At 68.9% G+C, this 21,138-nt stretch carries 17 protein-coding genes and 1 tRNA gene; 3 read left to right on the forward strand and 15 right to left on the reverse strand.

What is annotated here, in order from left to right:
• Window positions 1-32: 32 nt before the first annotated feature.
• Window positions 33-503, reverse strand: coding sequence for a 30S ribosomal protein S7 (rpsG, locus tag AB0O40_RS18200; RefSeq protein ID WP_352193902.1), 471 nt, complete (start codon window positions 501-503; stop codon window positions 33-35).
• Window positions 504-505: 2 nt separating this feature from the next.
• The gene (rpsL, locus tag AB0O40_RS18205) at window positions 506-877 is read right to left on the reverse strand and encodes a 30S ribosomal protein S12 (RefSeq protein WP_007265893.1); all 372 of its coding nucleotides are present in this window, start codon (window positions 875-877) and stop codon (window positions 506-508) included.
• 316 nt (window positions 878-1,193) lie between these two features.
• Here rpsL and AB0O40_RS18210 point away from each other — a divergent pair, with 316 nt between their 5' ends.
• Window positions 1,194-2,675 (forward strand): DUF6056 family protein, encoded by a 1,482-nt coding sequence (locus AB0O40_RS18210; protein WP_365042084.1) that lies wholly within the window; start codon window positions 1,194-1,196, stop codon window positions 2,673-2,675.
• Between the two features lie 100 nt (window positions 2,676-2,775).
• Here AB0O40_RS18210 and AB0O40_RS18215 read toward each other — a convergent pair whose 3' ends face one another.
• The 10 genes from AB0O40_RS18215 to AB0O40_RS18260 all read right to left on the reverse strand — a co-directional run bounded on the left by AB0O40_RS18215 (window position 2,776) and on the right by AB0O40_RS18260 (window position 16,130).
• Window positions 2,776-6,675 (reverse strand): DNA-directed RNA polymerase subunit beta', encoded by a 3,900-nt coding sequence (locus tag AB0O40_RS18215; RefSeq protein ID WP_365042087.1) that lies wholly within the window; start codon window positions 6,673-6,675, stop codon window positions 2,776-2,778.
• 96 nt (window positions 6,676-6,771) lie between these two features.
• Window positions 6,772-10,254: a DNA-directed RNA polymerase subunit beta gene (rpoB, locus tag AB0O40_RS18220; RefSeq protein WP_365042090.1), complete on the reverse strand. Its 3,483-nt coding sequence runs from the start codon at window positions 10,252-10,254 to the stop codon at window positions 6,772-6,774.
• 573 nt (window positions 10,255-10,827) lie between these two features.
• The gene (rplL, locus tag AB0O40_RS18225) at window positions 10,828-11,211 is read right to left on the reverse strand and encodes a 50S ribosomal protein L7/L12 (protein WP_365042093.1); all 384 of its coding nucleotides are present in this window, start codon (window positions 11,209-11,211) and stop codon (window positions 10,828-10,830) included.
• A 110-nt stretch (window positions 11,212-11,321) separates the two neighbouring features.
• Complete coding sequence (gene rplJ / locus AB0O40_RS18230) at window positions 11,322-11,852, reverse strand: 50S ribosomal protein L10 (protein ID WP_365042096.1); 531 nt, start codon at window positions 11,850-11,852, stop codon at window positions 11,322-11,324.
• A gap of 295 nt (window positions 11,853-12,147) precedes the next feature.
• Window positions 12,148-13,041: an LppX_LprAFG lipoprotein gene (locus AB0O40_RS18235; RefSeq protein WP_365042099.1), complete on the reverse strand. Its 894-nt coding sequence runs from the start codon at window positions 13,039-13,041 to the stop codon at window positions 12,148-12,150.
• Between the two features lie 169 nt (window positions 13,042-13,210).
• A complete protein-coding gene (gene rplA / locus AB0O40_RS18240; RefSeq protein WP_365042102.1) occupies window positions 13,211-13,933 on the reverse strand; it encodes a 50S ribosomal protein L1 in 723 nt (240 codons plus the stop codon).
• A gap of 89 nt (window positions 13,934-14,022) precedes the next feature.
• Window positions 14,023-14,457 (reverse strand): 50S ribosomal protein L11, encoded by a 435-nt coding sequence (rplK, locus tag AB0O40_RS18245; RefSeq protein ID WP_365042105.1) that lies wholly within the window; start codon window positions 14,455-14,457, stop codon window positions 14,023-14,025.
• Window positions 14,458-14,634: 177 nt separating this feature from the next.
• On the reverse strand, window positions 14,635-15,585 hold the full coding sequence (nusG, locus tag AB0O40_RS18250; RefSeq protein WP_365042108.1) for a transcription termination/antitermination protein NusG: 951 nt from the start codon (window positions 15,583-15,585) through the stop codon (window positions 14,635-14,637).
• A gap of 85 nt (window positions 15,586-15,670) precedes the next feature.
• Complete coding sequence (gene secE, locus AB0O40_RS18255) at window positions 15,671-15,952, reverse strand: preprotein translocase subunit SecE (protein WP_365042111.1); 282 nt, start codon at window positions 15,950-15,952, stop codon at window positions 15,671-15,673.
• A gap of 105 nt (window positions 15,953-16,057) precedes the next feature.
• A tRNA-Trp gene (locus AB0O40_RS18260) sits at window positions 16,058-16,130 on the reverse strand.
• A 193-nt stretch (window positions 16,131-16,323) separates the two neighbouring features.
• Between AB0O40_RS18260 and AB0O40_RS18265 the strand changes: the two genes are divergently transcribed.
• Together AB0O40_RS18265 and AB0O40_RS18270 are read left to right on the forward strand one after the other, a co-directional pair.
• Complete coding sequence (locus AB0O40_RS18265; protein ID WP_365042114.1) at window positions 16,324-17,550, forward strand: pyridoxal phosphate-dependent aminotransferase; 1,227 nt, start codon at window positions 16,324-16,326, stop codon at window positions 17,548-17,550.
• Window positions 17,551-17,694: 144 nt separating this feature from the next.
• Window positions 17,695-18,717 carry an adenosine deaminase gene (locus AB0O40_RS18270; protein ID WP_365042117.1) on the forward strand — a complete coding sequence of 341 codons (1,023 nt, stop codon included), beginning with the start codon at window positions 17,695-17,697 and terminating at the stop codon, window positions 18,715-18,717.
• Here AB0O40_RS18270 and AB0O40_RS18275 read toward each other — a convergent pair.
• Genes AB0O40_RS18275 through AB0O40_RS18285 form a run of 3 tightly spaced genes read right to left on the reverse strand, consistent with a single transcriptional unit; the run spans window position 18,633 to window position 20,671 of the window.
• Window positions 18,633-19,151, reverse strand: a complete 519-nt coding sequence (locus AB0O40_RS18275) for a hypothetical protein (protein ID WP_365042120.1) — start codon at window positions 19,149-19,151, stop codon at window positions 18,633-18,635. The two genes, AB0O40_RS18270 and AB0O40_RS18275, sit on opposite strands and share 85 nt — an antisense overlap.
• 16 nt (window positions 19,152-19,167) lie before the next feature.
• Window positions 19,168-20,268 (reverse strand): UDP-N-acetylmuramate dehydrogenase, encoded by a 1,101-nt coding sequence (locus tag AB0O40_RS18280; protein WP_365042123.1) that lies wholly within the window; start codon window positions 20,266-20,268, stop codon window positions 19,168-19,170.
• A gap of 4 nt (window positions 20,269-20,272) precedes the next feature.
• The gene (locus AB0O40_RS18285) at window positions 20,273-20,671 is read right to left on the reverse strand and encodes a DUF3291 domain-containing protein (RefSeq protein WP_365042126.1); all 399 of its coding nucleotides are present in this window, start codon (window positions 20,669-20,671) and stop codon (window positions 20,273-20,275) included.
• Window positions 20,672-21,138: the final 467 nt, after the last annotated feature.

Here is a 21,138-nt window from a genome sequence, read left to right on the forward strand (position 1 = left end):
CAGTCTTCTCTCGGTCTCGATGTGGGTTGCGACTACCAGCGGTAGTGCGCGAAGGCCTTGTTGGACTCGGCCATCTTGTGCGTGTCCTCGCGCTTCTTGACGGCCGCACCGAGGCCGTTCGAAGCGTCGAGAAGCTCGTTCATCAGGCGCTCGGTCATGGTCTTCTCGCGGCGGGCGCGGGAGTAACCCACGAGCCAGCGGAGGGCCAGGGTCGACTGACGACCCGGCTTGACCTCGACCGGAACCTGGTAGGTCGCGCCACCGACGCGGCGGGACTTGACCTCGAGGGACGGCTTGACGTTCTCCAGCGCGCGCTTCAGCGTGATGACCGGGTCGTTGCCGGTCTTCTCGCGGAGGCCTTCCATGGCGCCGTAGACGATGCGCTCGGCGGTGGAGCGCTTGCCGTCCAGCAGGATCTTGTTGATCAGCGACGTCACCAGAGGAGAGCCGTAGACCGGGTCGATGATGACCGGGCGCTTCGGGGCGGGGCCCTTACGAGGCATTCTTACTTCTCCTTCTTGGCGCCGTAGCGGCTGCGGGCCTGCTTGCGGTTCTTGACAGCCTGGGTGTCAAGCGCACCGCGGATGATCTTGTAACGAACACCCGGCAGGTCCTTCACACGGCCACCACGCACGAGCACGATCGAGTGCTCCTGCAGGTTGTGACCCTCACCCGGGATGTAGGCCGTGACCTCGATGCCCGAGGTCAGACGCACACGCGCGACCTTACGGAGGGCCGAGTTCGGCTTCTTCGGGGTGGTGGTGAAGACACGCGTGCAGACGCCGCGGCGCTGGGGCGAAGCCTCGAGCGCGGGCGTCTTCGTCTTCTCGACCTTGTCCTGCCGGCCCTTTCGGACCAGCTGCTGGATCGTAGGCACTACTTCTCCGGTTTCTGTGTGCCGTCGTAAAACTAACCTGGAACGTCGCCGACCCACGCGGTCGGGTGTGTCGAATGCTGCAAGCTCCCGCGAGACGCGGAGACGTACAGATTGCGGTGGCCGGTGCGGACTCACGTGCGGTGATGGACACGCGCGGGAGCCCAGGCACACCCCAGGCACAAGGTCTGAGCGTACCTATCCCATCCACTCCGGTCAAAACAAATGCCCACGCCCGGCACACCGGCGGGCGTGGACGCAATCCCTAGACTGCGGAACCGTCCAGTCTACTCAACGCCCCTCCCCCGGATTGCGACGCATGAGCCACGATTCCCGCCGTCACGCCGCCCGCTCCGCGCTCCGCCACGGCAGTGCCGTCCTGGTGGCCGCGGCCGGCGCGCTCCTCGCCGTGGGGGCCTTCCTGGCCCTCTACGTACGACCCACCTCGGACGACTGGTGCGCCGCCTGGAAAGCCCGTGACCTGGGCGTCCTCGGGATCACCGCGGACTTCTACAGCACCCAGAACGGCCGGGTCACCAACGCATTCCTCAGCGGCCTGCTCTACTCCGACGGGCTGCTCGGGCCCAAGCTCCTCCCCGGCCTCCTGATCCTCTCGCTCGGCGCCGGCCTGGTGCTGCTGACCCGGGAGGCCCTGCGGCTGCTGCGGCTGCCGGCGGTACCGCTGCCGGTGCTGCTCGCCGTCGCCCTGGTCCTGGAGGCCCTGCTCTTCTTCGCCGGCACCCGCACCTACCAGGTGCTGCTGTGGGCCCCGGCCACCATCTCGCACACCCTGCCCACCGTGATCGGCATCGGCACCCTGCTGCTGGGCATCGCGGCGGCCCGGTCCGGGCACCCCGCCGCCCGGCCCGCGGCGCTCGCCACCACCCTCTTCCTGGGCCTGGCCACCGGCATGCTGAGCGAGCCGTTCTCCCTGGTCAGCGGCCTGATGGCGGCCGTCGCCGGGCTGCTGGCCCGGCCCCGCTGGAAGCTCGCCCGGGACCGCTACCCCGCCACCTGGTGCGCGGCCTGGTGCCTGGGCCTGCTGATCGGGCTGGTCATCCTGTACACCTCCCCCGGCGCCCGCTGGCGGCGCGCCCAGCAGCCGCACCGGCGCTCGCCGCTCTCCCCGCACGAGCTGGCGGCCACCGCCGGCGACTGGCTGCACATCCTGCGCACCATCGCCGGCCAGGGCGCCTACCTGGGGGCCGTGGCCGTGGGCCTGCTCCTGGGGCTGGCCCTGGCCTTCCACTCCCCCGCCGCCGGCCCGCTGCCGGCCCGGCCCCGCCGGCTCACCCTCGCGCTGCTGCTGCTCCCGGTCCCGCTGGTGCTGGTGTCCTCGTTCCTGGTGGCCCTCGGGCTGCGCAGCGGGTACGGCCCGGGCGGCTGGACGTACGCCCGCACCTGGACCAACTTCATGACCCCGCTGCTGCTCGCGCTCTGCCTGTACGGCGCCTGGGCCGGCCGGCGGGCCGGGGCGGCCCTGCGGGCCCGGGGGGCGGCCCAGGGCCGCGGGCCGGCCCTCTCCGTGGCCCTGGCGACCGCGCTCACCCTGGCCGCCCTGGTACCGCTGGTGCCGGCGGTGCAGACGCTGGCCTCCCAGACCGTCGGCCACGCCCTGGCCTGGGACCGGCAGGACACCCGGATCCGCGCCCAGGCCGCGGCCGGCGCCCGGAACGTCGGGTACCGGCCCCTGTACGTCGGCAAGCTCGCCGAGCCCTTCTACACACCGGTGTACGCGGACGACTGGGCCGCCCGGTGCGTATCCACGTTCTACGGGGTGGACCGCATCCACCGCGCCTGACCCCCTCGAACGCCCACCCGGTCACCCCGGCCCCCGGCCGGCCCCGGGTACGCGGAAGCCCCCGCCGCTCCGGAGAGCAGCGGGGGCTTCGCGATGACCCTTAGCCGTTGTACGGGCCGTAGTCGTAGTCCTCCAGCGGGACCGCCTGGCCGGAGCCGGTGCCGAAGGGCGAGTAGTCGATGTCGTCGTAACCGACGGCCGAGTACATCGCGGCCTTCGCCTCCTCGGTGGGCTCCACCCGGATGTTGCGGTAGCGGGACAGACCCGTACCGGCCGGGATGAGCTTACCGATGATGACGTTCTCCTTGAGGCCGATGAGGCTGTCGGACTTGGCGTTGATCGCCGCATCCGTCAGGACTCGGGTCGTCTCCTGGAAGGAGGCGGCCGACAGCCAGGACTCCGTCGCCAGCGAGGCCTTGGTGATACCCATCAGCTGCGGACGGCCGGAGGCGGGGTGACCGCCCTCGGTGACCACACGACGGTTCTCGGTCTCGAACTTCGACCGCTCGACCAGCTCGCCCGGCAGGAGCTCCGCGTCGCCGGACTCGATGATCGTCACACGGCGCAGCATCTGCCGGATGATGATCTCGATGTGCTTGTCGTGGATCGACACGCCCTGCGAGTTGTAGACCTTCTGGACTTCGCCGACCAGGTGGACCTGGACGGCACGCTGGCCGAGGATGCGCAGCACGTCGTGCGGGTTGGTGGCACCCATGGTGAGCTTCTGGCCCACCTCGACGTGGTCGCCCTCGTGCACCAGGACCTTGGCGCGCTTGGAGATCGGGAAGGCCGTCTCCTCGCTGCCGTCGTCCGGGGTGATGACGATCTTCTTGGTCTTCTCGGTCTCCTCGATCCGCACCCGGCCGGAGGCCTCGGAGATCGGGGCGACACCCTTCGGGGTACGGGCCTCGAAGAGCTCGACGACACGCGGCAGACCCTGGGTGATGTCGTCACCGGCCACACCACCGGTGTGGAAGGTACGCATCGTCAGCTGGGTACCGGGCTCACCGATGGACTGGGCGGCGATGATGCCGACCGCCTCACCGATGTCGACCAGCTTGCCGGTGGCCAGCGAGCGGCCGTAGCAGAAGGCACAGGTGCCGACCGCGGACTCACAGGTCAGGACCGAGCGGGTCTTGACCTCCTCGACGCCGTTCGCGATCAGGGCGTCGATGAGCACGTCGCCGAGGTCCACGTTGGCCGGCGCGATGACCTTGCCGTCGATGACGACGTCCTCGGCCAGCATGCGGGCGTACACGGAGGTCTCGACGTCGTCCGCCTTGCGGAGGACACCGGTCTCGTCCTTGGTGCCGATCTTGAGCTTGAGGCCGCGCTCGGTGCCGCAGTCCTCCTCGCGGATGATGACGTCCTGCGAGACGTCCACCAGACGACGGGTCAGGTAACCCGAGTCGGCGGTACGCAGGGCGGTGTCCGCCAGACCCTTACGGGCACCGTGCGTGGAGATGAAGTACTCCAGGACGGTGAGGCCCTCACGGAAGGACGCCTTGATCGGACGCGGGATGGTCTCGTTCTTCGCGTTCGACACCAGACCACGCATACCGGCGATCTGTCGCATCTGCATCATGTTTCCTCGGGCACCCGAGTCAACCATCATGAAGATGGGGTTCGTCTTGGGGAAGTTCGCGTTCATCGCCTCGGCGACCTCGTTGGTCGCCTTGGTCCAGATCGCGATGAGCTCCTGCGTGCGCTCGTCCTTGGTGATCAGACCGCGCTCGTACTGCTTCTGGACCTTCTCGTCCTGCGCCTCGTAGCCCGCGACGATGGCCTTCTTGGCCTCGGGCACGACGACGTCGGAGATGGCCACGGTGACGCCGGAACGCGTCGCCCAGTGGAAGCCGGCCGCCTTCAGGTTGTCGAGCGTCGCCGCCACGATGACCTTGGGGTAGCGCTCCGCCAGGTCGTTGACGATCTCGGAGAGCTGCTTCTTGCCCACCGAGTAGTCGACGAACGGGTAGTCCTCGGGCAGCAGCTCGTTGAAGAGCGCACGGCCGAGCGTGGTCTTCAGACGGAAGCTGTCACCCGGCTGGAACTCCTGCTCGCCCTCTTCGGCGACCGGCGGCACCCAGCCGCGCGGCGGGATGGTGCCCACCGGGAAGCGGATGTCGACGGAGGACTGCAGCGCGAGCTCGCCGGCGTCGAACGCCATGATCGCCTCGGCGGTCGAGCCGAACGCGCGGCCCTCGCCCTTGACGTCACGGAGGTCACCGTCGGTGGTGAGGAAGAACAGACCGAGGACCATGTCCTGGGTCGGCATCGTCACCGGACGGCCGTCGGCCGGCTTGAGGATGTTGTTCGAGGACAGCATCAGGATGCGGGCCTCGGCCTGCGCCTCCGCGGAGAGCGGCAGGTGCACGGCCATCTGGTCACCGTCGAAGTCCGCGTTGAACGCGGTGCAGACGAGCGGGTGGATCTGGATGGCCTTGCCCTCGACCAGCTGGGGCTCGAAGGCCTGGATGCCGAGGCGGTGCAGCGTGGGCGCACGGTTCAGGAGGACCGGGTGCTCAGCGATGACCTCTTCGAGGACGTCGTACACGACCGTGCGGCCGCGCTCGACCATCCGCTTGGCGCTCTTGATGTTCTGCGCGTGGTTCAGGTCGACCAGGCGCTTCATCACGAACGGCTTGAAGAGCTCCAGCGCCATGGCCTTGGGCAGACCGCACTGGTGCAGCTTCAGCTGCGGACCGACGACGATGACGGAACGCGCGGAGTAGTCCACGCGCTTGCCGAGCAGGTTCTGACGGAATCGACCCTGCTTGCCCTTCAGCATGTCGCTGAGGGACTTCAGCGGACGGTTGCCGGGGCCCGTGACCGGGCGACCGCGACGGCCGTTGTCGAAGAGGGCGTCGACCGCCTCCTGGAGCATGCGCTTCTCGTTGTTCACGATGATCTCGGGGGCACCGAGGTCGAGAAGGCGCTTCAGGCGGTTGTTGCGGTTGATCACGCGGCGGTACAGGTCGTTCAGGTCGGAGGTCGCGAAGCGGCCACCGTCCAGCTGCACCATCGGACGCAGGTCCGGCGGGATGACCGGCACGCAGTCGAGCACCATGCCCTTGGGGCTGTTGCTGGTCTGCAGGAACGCCGAGACGACCTTGAGGCGCTTGAGCGCACGGGTCTTCTTCTGGCCCTTGCCGGTGCGGATGATCTCGCGGAGGCGCTCGGCCTCCTCCTCGAGGTCGAAGGACTCCAGGCGCTTCTGCAGCGCCGCGGCACCCATCGAGCCGTCGAAGTACGTGCCGAAGCGGTCGCGCAGCTCGCGGTAGAGCAGCTCGTCGCCCTCGAGGTCCTGGACCTTGAGGTTCTTGAAGCGCGACCAGACCTCGTCCAGACGGTCGATCTCGCGCTGCGCACGGTCACGCAGCTGCTTCATCTCGCGCTCGGCACCCTCGCGCACCTTGCGGCGCACGTCGGCCTTGGCACCCTCGGCCTCGAGCTCGGCCAGGTCGGTCTCGAGCTTCTTGGCACGGCCTTCGAGGTCCGCGTCGCGGCGGTTCTCGATCTGCTGGCGCTCGACGGAGACGTGGGCCTCCAGGGACGGCAGGTCGCGGGTACGACGCTCCTCGTCCACGAACGTGATCATGTAGGCGGCGAAGTAGATGACCTTCTCGAGGTCCTTCGGCGCCAGGTCCAGCAGGTAGCCCAGGCGCGAGGGCACGCCCTTGAAGTACCAGATGTGGGTCACGGGGGCGGCGAGCTCGATGTGGCCCATCCGCTCACGGCGCACCTTGGCGCGGGTGACCTCGACGCCACAGCGCTCACAGATGATGCCCTTGAAGCGGACACGCTTGTACTTGCCGCAGTAGCACTCCCAGTCCCGGGTCGGACCGAAGATCTTCTCGCAGAAGAGTCCGTCCTTCTCGGGCTTGAGGGTGCGGTAGTTGATGGTCTCAGGCTTCTTGACCTCGCCGTGGGACCAGGTCCGGATGTCGTCCGCGGTGGCAAGGCCGATCCGCAGCTCGTCGAAGAAGTTGACGTCGAGCACTGTGCGTCAATCCCTCTTTCGGGGTCGTGTCTCAATCATGGTCTGAACGGTCCCGGGGATGGCGGGGGCTCCTCGTGGGAGCCCCCGCCAGGCCCGTCAGACCTCTTCGACGCTGCTCGGCTCGCGCCGGGACAGGTCGATACCGAGCTCCTCCGCCGCGCGGAAGACGTCCTCGTCGGTGTCGCGCATCTCGATGGACATGCCGTCCGAGGACAGCACCTCCACGTTGAGGCAGAGCGACTGCATTTCCTTGATGAGCACCTTGAAGGACTCGGGAATGCCCGGCTCGGGGATGTTCTCGCCCTTGACGATCGCCTCGTAGACCTTCACGCGGCCGGTGACGTCGTCGGACTTGATGGTCAGCAGCTCCTGGAGGGCGTAAGCGGCGCCGTACGCCTCGAGCGCCCACACCTCCATCTCACCGAAGCGCTGGCCACCGAACTGCGCCTTACCACCCAGCGGCTGCTGCGTGATCATCGAGTACGGACCGGTCGACCGGGCGTGGAGCTTGTCGTCGACCAGGTGGTGCAGCTTGAGGATGTACATGTACCCGACCGAGATCGGGTCCGGGAACGGCTCGCCGGAGCGGCCGTCGAACAGGCGCGCCTTACCGGTCGGGAGCACCATGCGCTCGCCGTCGCGGTTCGGGATCGTGTGCTGGAGCAGGCCGGCCAGCTCGTCCTCACGCGCACCGTCGAAGACGGGGGTGGCGACGTTGGTGCCGGGGGCGACCTGGTCGGCACCGATCGCCTGGAGGCGCTGCGCCCACTCGTCCGCGAGGCCGGAGACGTCCCAGCCGCGGCTGGCGAGCCAGCCGAGGTGGATCTCCAGGACCTGTCCCGGGTTCATTCGGGACGGGACACCCAGCGGGTTGAGGATGATGTCGACCGGGGTGCCGTCCTCGAGGAAGGGCATGTCCTCGATCGGGAGGATCTTGGAGATGACGCCCTTGTTGCCGTGACGGCCGGCGAGCTTGTCACCATCGGTGATCTTGCGCTTCTGGGCGACGTAGACGCGGACCAGCTGGTTCACGCCCGGAGGAAGCTCGTCGCCCTCCTCGCGGTCGAAGACGCGGACGCCGATGACCTTGCCGATCTCGCCGTGCGGGACCTTGAGCGAGGTGTCGCGCACCTCGCGGGCCTTCTCACCGAAGATCGCGCGGAGCAGGCGCTCCTCCGGGGTCAGCTCGGTCTCACCCTTGGGCGTGACCTTGCCGACCAGGATGTCGCCGGCGACGACGTCCGCACCGATGCGGATGATGCCGCGCTCGTCGAGGTCGGCCAGGACCTCCTCGGAGACGTTCGGGATGTCCCGGGTGATCTCCTCGGGGCCCAGCTTGGTGTCACGGGCGTCGACCTCGTGCTCCTCGATGTGGATCGAGGAGAGGACGTCGTCCTGCACGAGGCGCTGCGACAGGATGATCGCGTCCTCGTAGTTGTGACCCTCCCAGGGCATGAACGCCACGAGCAGGTTCTTGCCGAGGGCCATCTCGCCCTCTTCGGTCGCCGGTCCGTCGGCGAGGACCTGGGCCGCGATGATGCGGTCGCCCTCGTTGACGATGACCTTCTGGTTGACCGAGGTGCCCTGGTTCGAGCGGGAGAACTTGGCGACGCGGTACGTGGTGTACGTGCCGTCGTCGTTGGCGACGGTGACGTAGTCGGCCGAGACCTCCTGGACGACACCGTCCTTCTCCGCGCGGATCGAGTCGCCGGCGTCGACCGCACAGCGGTACTCCATGCCGGTGCCGACGAGCGGGGCCTCCGCCTTGATGAGCGGAACGGCCTGGCGCATCATGTTCGCGCCCATGAGGGCGCGGTTGGCGTCGTCGTGCTCGAGGAAGGGGATCATCGCGGTCGCGACGGACACCATCTGGCGCGGCGAGACGTCCATGTAGTCCACGTCGGACGGCTCGACGTAGTCGACCTCGCCGCCACGCTTGCGGACCAGGACGCGGTTCTCGGTGAAGCGCAGGTCGTCGTCGAGCTTGGCGTTGGCCTGCGCGATGACGAAGCGGTCCTCCTCGTCGGCGGTGACGTAGTCGACCTCGTCGGTGACCTGGCCGTCGACGACCTTGCGGTACGGCGTCTCGATGAAGCCGAACGCGTTGACGCGGCCGTACGAGGCGAGCGAACCGATCAGACCGATGTTCGGGCCTTCGGGGGTCTCGATCGGGCACATGCGTCCGTAGTGGGACGGGTGCACGTCTCGGACCTCGAAGCCGGCCCGCTCACGGCTCAGACCACCGGGACCCAGCGCCGAGAGACGACGCTTGTGCGTCAGACCCGACAGCGGGTTGTTCTGGTCCATGAACTGCGACAGCTGGCTGGTGCCGAAGAACTCCTTGATGGAGGCGACGACCGGCCGGATGTTGATCAGGGTCTGCGGCGTGATCGCCTCGACGTCCTGGGTGGTCATGCGCTCGCGCACGACGCGCTCCATACGAGCCAGACCCGTGCGGACCTGGTTCTGGATGAGCTCGCCGACGTTGCGCAGACGACGGTTGCCGAAGTGGTCGATGTCGTCGACCTCGACCACGATCTGCGAGCCGTTCTCGCCGACCGTCTCGGTCTCGCCCGCGTGGAGCTTGACCAGGTACTTGATCGTGGCGATGACGTCGTCGGAGGTCAGCACACCGGCGTCGAGCGGCTCGTCGGCGCCCAGCTTCTTGTTGACCTTGTAGCGGCCGACCTTGGCGAGGTCGTAGCGCTTGGGGTTGAAGTAGAGGTTCTCGAGCAGCGTCTGCGCGGCCTCACGGGTCGGCGGCTCGCCCGGACGCAGCTTGCGGTAGATGTCGAGCAGCGCGTCGTCCTGACCCTGGGTGTGGTCCTTCTCCAGGGTGGCGCGCATGGACTCGTACTCGCCGAACTCCTCGAGGATCTGCTCGGTGGTCCAGCCGAGAGCCTTCAGGAGGACGGTGACGGACTGCTTGCGCTTGCGGTCGATGCGGACACCGACCATGTCGCGCTTGTCGACCTCCATCTCCAGCCAGGCACCCCGGGACGGGATGATCTTGGCGGAGAAGATGTCCTTGTCGGACGTCTTGTCGATGGAGGAGTCGAAGTAGACACCGGGGGAGCGCACCAGCTGCGACACGACGACACGCTCGGTGCCGTTGATCACGAAGGTGCCCTTGTTGGTCATGAGCGGGAAGTCGCCCATGAAGACCGTCTGAGACTTGATCTCACCGGTCTCGTTGTTCGTGAACTCGGCCGTGACGAACAGCGGAGCCGCGTACGTGAAGTCGCGGTCCTTGCACTCGTCGACGGAGTTCTTCGCCGGCTCGAAGCGGTGGTCGCGGAAGGTCAGCGACATCGACCCGGAGAAGTCCTCGATCGGCGAGATCTCCTCGAAGATCTCTTCCAGACCGGACTTGGTGGGGACGTCCTGTCCACTCTCGAGAGCCGACTCGACGCGAGCCTTCCAGGCGGCGTTGCCGAGCAGCCAGTCAAAGCTCTCGGTCTGCAGCGCCAGGAGGTTCGGAACCTCGAGGGGCTCCTTGATCTTTGCAAAGGAGATGCGCAGCGGGGCAGTGCTGGCGCCGTTGTTCGTATTGGTCGAGGCGTTGCGCGAGGCGGCCAAGAGGGGGTCCTTCCGAGGGCTCGGACTCACTACGCGCGTACCGGTCCCAGCCGGACACAAAGATAAAAACCCCAGGTCAGGGACGTTCCATCATGTGTGCTCGAGCGTGGGCATGCCCCTGGCGACGGGCAGGGGGCAGCTAACAGGCAGCGCAAAGGGTCAGTGTAGCCACTTGGCTCACTGATGTCCAGACCAGGTTTCCGGAGTCCGGCAACAGGCCTTCCCCATGTTGTTCACCGCGTTCACACCGCGACCCCGCGTGTGCGGAGCGCGTATCGATACTGCCCTCTTCGTAGTCGATCCATGCCTCGAATCCGGATCGACGTAACGACGCGGTCTGAGAATTGCGCGCCGAGTGCCGTTCGTCAAGGCCCCCCGCCCCGTGCGGATCAGCACCGGGGCCTGCGGCGGGGCAACGAAGATCACCTTACCCCCCACCAACACCAGGACAAGCCGACAGTCACGGGTACGCCGAAGGGCGACCACCCGTACGGGTGATCGCCCTTCGTCACAAGCAGCTCCCGCCACCGCCCCTCAGGGGCGGTGTGCGGTCAGAGCAGGCTCGGGGAGAGGTTACTTGACCTCAACCGCGGCACCGGCGGCCTTGAGGGACTCGGCGGCCTTGTCAGCGGCCTCCTTGTTGACCTTCTCGAGGACCGGCTTCGGGGTGCCGTCGACGAGGTCCTTGGCCTCCTTCAGACCCAGGGAGGTCAGCTCGCGCACGACCTTGATGACCTGGATCTTCTTGTCGCCGGCACCGGTGAGGATGACGTCGAACTCGTCCTTCTCCTCAGCGGCCTCGGCCGGGGCGCCGGGGACGCCAGCGGCAACGGCGACGGTGGCCGCGGCGGCGGTGACGTCGAACTTCTCCTCGAAGGCCTTCACGAACTCGGAGAGCTCGATGAGGGTCATCTCCTCGAACTGGGCGAGGAGGTCGTCCTGAGAGAGCTTCGCCATGATGGGCGATCCTTCCACTAATTCGGCAGGTGCCGGATGTATCGAATGGCGGGCGTAACGGCCCGCTGCGACCCGCGCACTAGGCGGCGCGGATCAATGCGCGAGCCGAATTACTCGGCACCGCCCTGCTCGGCCTGCTTGGCGCGAAGAGCGTCCACGGTGCGGACGAGCTTCGACGGCAGCGCCTGGAAGAGCGAGGCAGCCTGAGACTGCTTGCCCTTGAACGCGCCGGCCAGCTTGCTGAGCAGAACCTCGCGGGACTCGAGGTCCGCAAGCTTCTTGATCTCATCGGCGGTCAGCGCCTTACCATCAAGGACACCGCCCTTGATGATGAGGTTCGGGTTCTCCTTGGCGAAGTCACGCAGACCCTTGGCCGACTCCACCGGGTCACCGGTGATGAAGGCGGCACCCGTCGGACCAGTGAACTGGTCGTCGAGCGAGGTGATCCCGGCGTTGTTAGCCGCAATCTTGGTCAGCGTGTTCTTCACCACGGCGTACTGGGCGTTCTCACCGAGCGAACGACGCAGCGTCTTGAGCTGCGCCACGGTGAGACCCCGGTACTCGGTCAGCACGACGGCGTTCGAGCTGCGGAACTTGTCCTCAAGCTCGGCTACGTCGGCAGCCTTGTCGGGCCTTGCCATAGAGCGTCGGCCTCCTTCCGGGTGATGAGGACCGCTCAGAAGGGGCTGGACAGACGAAACGCCCCGGCGCAGGCGACGGGGCGTGGCTCGACCGGAGCGAATCCGGGAGCTGATCCTTTGTCACCTGCGCGGGTCGTCCGCATTCAGCGGATCCTTCGGCCGCCACACCCGAACGGGCGCGGCAACGACCAGCGGTCTTTGGCTTCTGTGGAACTGTACGTGAAGGGCCCGAGCCGAGGCAAATCGCCCCGGCCCGTCCCCCCGGCGCCCGCCGTCTGCCGGGCGTCACCGCAGGTCAGCCGGTGGCGCCGGCGGTCCCGCCCTTGTTCTTCATCAGCGCGCCCAGGTCCGTGACCTGGTCGGCCGGCGGGGCCGCGACGTCGACCGGCTTGTTGTAGTCGAGGAACTTCATGGTGAGGTCCATCGGGCCCTGCTTGGCCGCGCCGCGCATCCGGAACTGCTTGGTGAAGCCGGTGGCGTCGTCGATCCACATGTCCATCACCATGCTGCTGACGCCCTGCTTCACCAGCTGGTCCAGCTGCTGCTGGCGGCGGGCCCGGACGTCCGGCTCGGCGGCCGCGACGGAGGCCTTCATGTCCGCCACGGTGACGGTGCCGGCCAGGTGGACCGTCTTCTGCCCGTCGATGGTCTCCTCGCCGACCTTCTTGAGGTCCTTGGCGGCGGAGAGCTGGCTGGCCCGGTCGCCCGGGTTCTCGGCGTTCTGGCTGCCCTTGCCGAGCTTCTCGAGCTGGGCGGCGCTGGTCGGGTCCGCGGACTTCATGTCGAACTTCAGCCACTTGCCGCCGGCGCCCATGTACATGGCCCCGTCCACCAGGCGCATCTCGAAGGACTCGGCCGGCTTGGCCGGGTCGCTCATCTTCATGGACATGGCCACCTGCGGCTTCAGCCGCATCGCCGCCTCGCCCGCGATCGCGTTGCCCGCGCTGGTGCCGGACATCGTGTAGCGGACCGAGGTGAGCTGCTTGGACTTGTCCTGGACCTTCTGCAGGTACGCCGCCGGCGCCGCGTCCACGGCCCCCGAGCCCCCCGGCTTCGCGGCGGCGGTCTTCGCCGGCCCCGCGGCGTCCTTCTTGCCGTCGTCACAGGCGGTGGCCCCGCCGGCGAGCAGGGCGGCGGCCAGCACGGCCGTCGCGGTGCGGACGGCGGTCTTCTTGCGGTACGTGCTCATCTTCTGTTCCCCCCATTGGTACTGCGGTCGATCACCCTACGCGGGGCCGGATCCACCGGCACCCGGATTTTCACCCACCGTAGCGAGCGGGTCCGACACACGAAGACGGGCCCCCGCTCCGGAGAGGAGCGGGGGCCCGTCGTTCACGCCACTACGCGAGCCGGAAGGCTCAGACCGCGGCCGGGTCCTCCTCGACGAGGAGGTTGCGGGTGCGGTTGGAGTCCAGCTGGATGCCGGGGCCCATGGTGGTGCTCAGGGCGGCCTTCTTGATGTAGCGGCCCTTGGCGGCGGACGGCTTCAGACGCAGGATCTCGTCCAGGGCCGCGCCGTAGTTCTCGACCAGCTGCTCATCGGAGAAGGAGACCTTGCCGATGATGAAGTGCAGGTTCGAGTGCTTGTCGACGCGGAACTCGATCTTGCCGCCCTTGATGTCCGTGACAGCCTTCGCCACGTCCATGGTGACCGTGCCGGTCTTCGGGTTCGGCATCAGACCACGCGGACCGAGCACGCGGCCGAGGCGGCCGACCTTGCCCATGAGGTCCGGGGTGGCGACGACGGCGTCGAAGTCCAGACGGCCCTTGGCCACCTCGTCGATGAGCTCGTCGGAGCCGACGATGTCGGCGCCGGCGGCTTCCGCGGCCGCAGCACGGTCACCGGTCGCGAAGACCAGGACCCGGGCGGTCTTACCGGTGCCGTGCGGGAGGTTCACGGTGCCGCGGACCATCTGGTCGGCCTTGCGCGGGTCGACACCCAGGCGGAAGGCAACCTCGACGGTCGCGTCGAACTTCGTGGTGGAGGTGTCCTTGGCGAGACGGACGGCCTCGAGCGGGGCGTACAGCTTGTCCCGGTCGACCTTGGCGTCCGCAGCGCGGAGAGTCTTGCTGCGCTTCACTTCTGCTCCTGTGTGTATTGCTTCAGGGTGTGGAGTCGTGGTGCGGACCAGCGCTTGGCCCTACCACTGGTGGTGCTCAGAGGGCTGGATCAGCCTTCGACGGTGATGCCCATCGAGCGCGCGGTGCCAGAAATGATCTTCATGGCGGCGTCGACGTCGTTGGCGTTCAGGTCGGGCATCTTCAGCTCGGCGATCTCGCGGACCTGGGCAGCCGTCAGCTTGGCGACCTTGGTCTTGTGCGGCTCGCCGGAGCCCTTCTCCACACCCGCGTGCTTCAGGATGAGGCGCGCAGCCGGCGGGGTCTTGGTCACGAAGGTGAAGGAGCGGTCCTCGTAGACCGTGATCTCCACCGGCACGACCATGCCACGCTGCGACTCGGTCGCGGCGTTGTAGGCCTTGCAGAACTCCATGATGTTGACGCCGTGCTGACCGAGCGCGGGGCCGACCGGCGGAGCCGGGTTGGCCGCACCGGCCTTGATCTGGAGCTTGATAAGCCCCGTGACCTTCTTCTTCTTGGGAGGCATTGCTCTCTCCGGGTCCTAGTGAGAGTTTTCCAGCCGCCAACCGGTCATCCGGATGGAGGCATACCGCACCACGATAACGGGTATCGGTGCGGGGCTGAAAACCGAGCAGGTCAGACCGCCCGCGAGGGGCTGTCTGACCTGTCCGGAAGCTGTGGGTCCAGCGAGCCGATCCGAAGATCAGTTCTTCTGGATCTGGTCGAAGCTCAGCTCGACCGGGGTCTCGCGGCCGAAGATCTCGACGAGGCCCTTGACCTTCTTGGAGTCCGGGTTGATCTCGTTGATCGTCGCCTGCAGCGTGGCGAACGGACCGTCGGTGACGGTGACCGAGTCGCCGACCTCGAAGTCCAGGACCTCGATGGTGCGCTTGACGGCGGGCGCGGGCAGGCCGGCGGCCTCCGCGGCGGCCTTGTCGGCCTTCTCCTTCGCCTCCGGCGCGAGCATCTTGACGATCTCGTCCAGGGTCAGCGGGTACGGGTCGTAGGCGTTGCCCACGAAGCCGGTGACGCCGGGCGTGTTGCGCACGACGCCCCAGGACTCGTTCGTCAGGTCCATCCGGACGAGCACGTAGCCGGGCAGCTTGTTCTGCCGGACGTTCTTGCGCTCGCCGTTCTTGATCTGGACGATCTCTTCCTCGGGCACCTCGGCCTGGTAGATGAACTCCTCGACGTTCAGCGAGACGGCGCGCTGCTCGAGGTTGGCCTTCACGCGCTTCTCGTAGCCCGCGTAGGTGTGGATGACGTACCACTCGCCGGGGAGCAGGCGCAGCTCGTTGCGCAGGGCCTCGATCGGGTCCACGGGCTCGGCGGGGGCGGCCTCCTCGGCCTCCTCCTCGACCTCGTCCGCGACGGCCTCGGCCTGGTCCGCGTCCTCGTCGTCCGACTCGTCGTCCGCGTCGGCCTCGTCCTCGTCGGACTCCTCGGCGGAGTCGTCCGCGTCCTCGTCCTCGTCCTGGAGCTCGTCCGCGTCGTCCTCGACGTGAAGAGCGGCCTCCTCGGCGGCGATGCCGGCCTCGTCGTCCGCGAACTCGGCCTCGTCAGGGTCCACAGCGTCCGCGCCCTCGACGATGTCGAGCTCGTCCTCGACGGACTCGACGGAGTCGTGGCTCACGTTCAGGTTCGGGTCAGACACGGTGGCTGCTTCTTCCTGGTCACAAATCGGGTGGAACATGCGAAAAAGGGCGGTCGCCTCATCAAGGCGCCGCCCTCCGCGGGGATCAGCCGAAGACGTACTTGATGGCTTCCTGGAACCCATAGTCAATCACGGTAACCAGGGCAATCATGATGACAACGAAGACAATCACCACGGTGGTGTACGTCGTCAGCTGGTTGCGAGTAGGCCAGACGACCTTGCGAAGCTCCGCAACGATCTGTCGGTAGAAGAGCGCGAGGCGGCCCAGAGGGCCCTTCTTGCCGCGCTTGCCGCCCTTGCGGGCCTTCTTCTCGCGGGTCTCGTCCTCGGCGTCAGGCATGTCGATGGAGCCCAGGGCGTCCGTCACGTCTCTCACCTGAATCCGGGTCATGGCCGTGCCGCGCCCGGTTGAGCCGCACGGCGGTGCATCGAAGTACGTACCTGCGCACACATCCGGCGAAGGAGTGTGGAGCAGGGCCGGAGGGACTCGAACCCCCAACCGCTGGTTTTGGAGACCAGTGCTCTACCAATTGAGCTACGACCCTTTGCTGCGTCCCCAACCTACCGCATCCGAGCCGGTGCACGGAGTGCCCGCCTTGGAAGCGGCCGGTGAGGGCCAACGACAGGTGAGTGTACGTGGTCTTGGTCGCCGCGTCGAACAGGAAGTCCTCCGACCGCCGGGGTCCGCTCCCTGAAACGTTGTGCGGGGGCCGTTCGGGGTCTGGGACGATTGCCGGTATGACCTCTGCAACGCCTTCTTCCGAGCGCCGGGTGTCCGCCCGTATCGGCGCCATCTCCGAGTCCGCCACCCTCGCCGTCGACGCCAAGGCCAAGGCCCTCAAGGCCGCCGGGCGCCCGGTCATCGGCTTCGGCGCCGGCGAGCCGGACTTCCCGACCCCCGACTACATCGTCGAGGCCGCGGTGGAGGCCTGCCGCGACCCGCGCTTCCACCGCTACTCCCCCGCGGCCGGCCTGCCCGAGCTGAAGAAGGCCATCGCGGAGAAGACGCTGCGGGACTCCGGCTTCGAGGTGGACGCGTCGCAGGTACTCGTCACCAACGGCGGCAAGCAGGCGATCTACAACGCCTTCGCCGCGATCCTGGACCCGGGCGACGAGGTCATCGTGCCCGCCCCGTACTGGACCACGTACCCCGAGGCGATCAAGCTCGCCGGCGGCGTCCCGGTCGAGGTCGTCGCCGACGAGACCACCGGCTACCGGGTCAGCCTGGAGCAGCTGGAGGCCGCGCGCACCGAGCGCACCAAGGTCGTCCTGTTCGTCTCGCCGTCCAACCCGACCGGTGCGGTGTACAGCGAGGCCGACTCCCGCGCCATCGGCGAGTGGGCCGTCGAGCACGGCCTGTGGGTCATGACCGACGAGATCTACGAGCACCTGGTCTACGGCGACGCGACCTTCACCTCGCTGCCCGTGCTGGTCCCGGCGCTGCGCGACAAGTGCATCGTCGTCAACGGCGTCGCCAAGACGTACGCGATGACCGGTTGGCGCGTCGGGTGGGTCATCGCCCCGCAGGACGTCATCAAGGCCGCGACCAACCTCCAGTCGCACGCCACGTCCAACGTCTCCAACGTGGCGCAGATCGCCGCCCTGGCCGCGGTCTCCGGCAACCTGGACGCGGTCGCCACCATGCGCGAGTCCTTCGACCGCCGCCGCCAGACCATGGTGCGGATGCTCAACGACATCGAGGGCGTGGTCTGCCCGACCCCCGAGGGCGCCTTCTACGCGTACCCGTCGGTCAAGGCCCTGCTGGGCAAGGAGATCCGCGGCAAGCGCCCGCAGACCTCCGCCGAGCTCGCCTCCCTGATCCTCGACGAGGCCGAGGTCGCCGTCGTCCCGGGCGAGGCCTTCGGCACCCCCGGCTACCTCCGCCTCTCCTACGCCCTGGGCGACGAGGACCTGGTCGAGGGCGTCTCCCGGATCCAGAAGCTCCTCGCGGAGGCCAAGGCGTAACCGCCCGCGGCCCGCGCCGGGAGCGGCGGCACCCCCTCGGGGTGCCGCCGCTCCCGCGTTCCCGCCCCCGGCAACGCGTTCGGAGCGGCCCCCGAAAGGGAAAAGGCACTGCCGCTCGGGGCGCGCGTGCGGCAGGATCACCAGATGGAGCACGCACGCGACCTCACGCTTCTGCCCAAGGCCCATCTGCACCTGCACTTCACCGGCTCGATGCGCCCGTCGACCCTGCTGGAGCTCGCCGACAAGTACGGCGTCCGGCTGCCCGACGCGCTCACCGCCGGGGAACCACCCCGGCTCCGCGCCACCGACGAGCGCGGCTGGTTCCGCTTCCAGCGCCTGTACGACGCCGCGCGGTCCTGCCTGCGCGCCCCGGAGGACATCCAGCGGCTGGTCCGGGAGGCCGCCGAGGAGGACGTCAAGGACGGCGGCGGGTGGCTGGAGATCCAGGTCGACCCGACCTCGTACGCCCCCCACCTGGGCGGACTGATCCCCGCGGTGGAGGTCATCCTCGACGCGGTGGATTCCGCTTCCCGCCACACCGGCCTCGGGATACGCGTCCTGATCGCCGCCAACCGCATGAAGCACCCGCTCGACGCCCGCACCCTGGCCCGCCTCGCCGTGCGCTACGCCGACCGGGGGATCGTCGGCTTCGGGCTCTCCAACGACGAGCGCCGGGGCATGGCCCGCGACTTCGACCGGGCCTTCGCCATCGCCCGCGAGGGCGGCCTGCTGGCGGCCCCGCACGGCGGCGAGCTGACCGGCCCCTCCTCCGTCCGGGACTGCATGGACGACCTGCACGCGGCCCGCATCGGGCACGGCGTACGGGCCGCCGAGGACCCGCGGCTGCTGAAGCGGCTGGCCGAGCGCCAGATCACCTGCGAGGTGTGCCCGGCCTCCAACGTCGCGCTCGGCGTGTACGAGAAGCCCGAGGACGTCCCGCTGCGCACGCTCTTCGACGCCGGGGTGCCGATGGCGCTGGGCGCCGACGACCCGCTGCTCTTCGGTTCGAGGCTGGCCGCGCAGTACGCGATCGCCCGCGAGCACCACGGCTTCACCGACCCGGAGCTGGCGGAGCTGGCGCGTCAGTCGGTACGCGCCTCAGCCGCGCCGGAGGGCGTCCGGACGCAGCTCCTGGCCGGCATCGACGACTGGCTGACGACTCCCTGAGGACCGCTGGAGGCCACCGGGGCCCGGGTGAGGCGCAGGTCGCCCTCGTGGCAGTCGCAGATCACCCGGCCGCCGGGGAAGACCACCTCGAGCCGGCTGCGGCCCTCCTCGGGCAGGGCGAACTCCGCGACCGAGGCGATCTCCTCGCCGAGGTGGCGCAGGAAGGGGTGGTCGCCGAGGTCCTCGCCGACCTCGATGCGCCCCCACTCCCCCACGTCGTGGGGCTCGTGGGGCGGGCCGCTCTCGACGATCAGGCAGTGGTCGGAGCCGGTGGTGATCCGGGTGGTCTCGCCCTCGCCGTCGGTCAGCCAGACGTCGAGGGGCGCCTCGGAGCGTTCCCCGTCGTAGACGTGCCAGGAGGCCGTCACCCGGACCAGGGAGCGTCCGACCAGGCGGGTGGGGTCCGCGCCGGACCCGTGCAGCGGACAGCGCATCGGTGGCGGGGACCTGTCAGAGGCTGACGCCGACCGTGACCGGCTCGTTGACGAGGGTCACGCCGAAGGCGTCCCGGACCCCGGCGACGACCTCGCGGGCCAGGGCCAGCAGGTCCTCGGTGGTGGCCTCGCCGCGGTTGGTCAGGGCGAGGGTGTGCTTCGTGGAGATCCGGGCCGGGCCGGAGCCGTAGCCCTTGGTGAAGCCGGCCTTGTCGATCAGCCAGGCGGCGGAGGTCTTCGTCCGCCCCTCGCCGGCCGGGTAGGCGGGCGGGGCGACGTCCGGCCCGAGCCGGCCGTGGACCCGCGCGAGGAAGGCGTCGTACGCCTCGTCGGTGAGGACCGGGTTGGTGAAGAAGGAGCCGGCGGACCAGGTGTCGTGGTCCTCGGGGTCCAGCACCATGCCCTTGGAGGCGCGCAGCCGCAGCACGGTCTCGCGGGCGGTGGCGGCCGGCACCCGCTCGCCCGCCTCGACGCCGAGGGCGCGGGCCGTCTCGGCGTACTTGACCGGCGCGGACAGGCCCCCGGCGTCCTCCAGGCGGAACCGCACCCGCAGCACGACGTACCGCTCGGGGTGGTCCTTGAAGATGCTGTGGCGGTAGGCGAAGGCGCACTCGGCGTTGGTCAGGGTGACCGTCTCACCGAGGGTGCGGTCGTAGGCGACCACCTCGGTGACGGTGCCGGAGACGTCCTGGCCGTAGGCGCCGACGTTCTGGATGGGGGTGGCGCCGGCCGAGCCGGGGATGCCGGCCAGGCACTCGATGCCGGCCAGACCGGCCTCGACGGTGCGGGCGACGGCCTCGCTCCAGTTCTCGCCGGCCGCGAGCTCCAGCTCGGTGCCCTCGAGCGTGAAGCCGCGGGTGGCGATGAGCAGGGCGGTGCCGTCGAAGCCCTTGTCCCCGATGACCAGGTTGCTGCCGCCGCCGATGACCAGGAGCGGCGTGCCGCTCTCGTCGGCGGCGCGCACGGCGGCGACCACCTCGGCGTCGGTGGTCGCGGTGACCAGCCGGGTGGCCGGACCGCCGAGGCGGAAGGTGGTCAGCGGGGCGAGGGGGGCGTCCTGGAGTTCCTGCACGTGGACAAGAGTACGGTCCGCGGCCCCCGCTTCCCGGCGGGGCACCGGCTCAGCTGCGCGCCTGTTCGGCGGCCAGCCGCCGCTCGGCCTCCGGCCACTGGACCGGCAGCGCGGCGGCCGGGGCGCTCCAGAAGACGAAGGCGGACTCCTTCATGTACGCGGCGGCGGCCCGCGAGTCGGTACGGTGCGGCTCGCTGCGGGCGAAGCGCATCAGGGCCTCGCGGTCCGCCCAGGCGGACAGGGTCAGGAAGGTCCGGCTGAAGACCCGGGCCCGCAGCGCCGCCCCGTGCGCCCCGGGCGCCTTGCGCACCTGGCGGACGATCCCGGGCGACTTCAGCAGGAACCGGATCGCCCCGAAAAGGGTCTCCGTCTCGAAACGCGAGGCCATCAGGAAGACCTCGGCGTCCGCGGCGGGCGCGGTGGGGGTGGTCCAGGGGATGTCGGGCATGGCGGTCGCTCCTCGGTAGGCGGACGTACGGTGTCTTTGATGCCGTGTGGTGCCTTTGGTGCCTTTGGTGCTGTGCGATGCCCTCGGCGCCGTGGTGCCCCGTGGTGCTGCCGCACCGTACGAGAGCCGGCCCCCGACCCGCCACGCCATTCCGCGGTCCGGACACCGCCCCGGCGTACCGGTACGCCCCGCAGCGGGCGGTCGGGATGTGTGGGGAGCGTCGCTTGACGGGGGTGGCAGGCTGGGCCGGAGGCAGGCCCGGGCCTGGGATCGCCGCAGGCGACGGCGAAGCCGCGAAGTCCCAGGGGTGGGCCTGGGATCGCCGCAGGCGACGGCGAAGCCGCGAAGTCCCAGGGGTGGGCCTGCCGCAGGGCCTGCAGGCCACCCCCGTCAAGCGGCGCGGGGACCCACACCTCCCGACCGCCCGCCCTACGCGTGCCCAATCCAGCCCCGCCGGCGCTTGAGGC

Origin of the sequence: Streptomyces sp. NPDC089919 (assembly GCF_040684615.1) — a bacterium.
GTDB lineage: Bacteria > Actinomycetota > Actinomycetes > Streptomycetales > Streptomycetaceae > Streptomyces.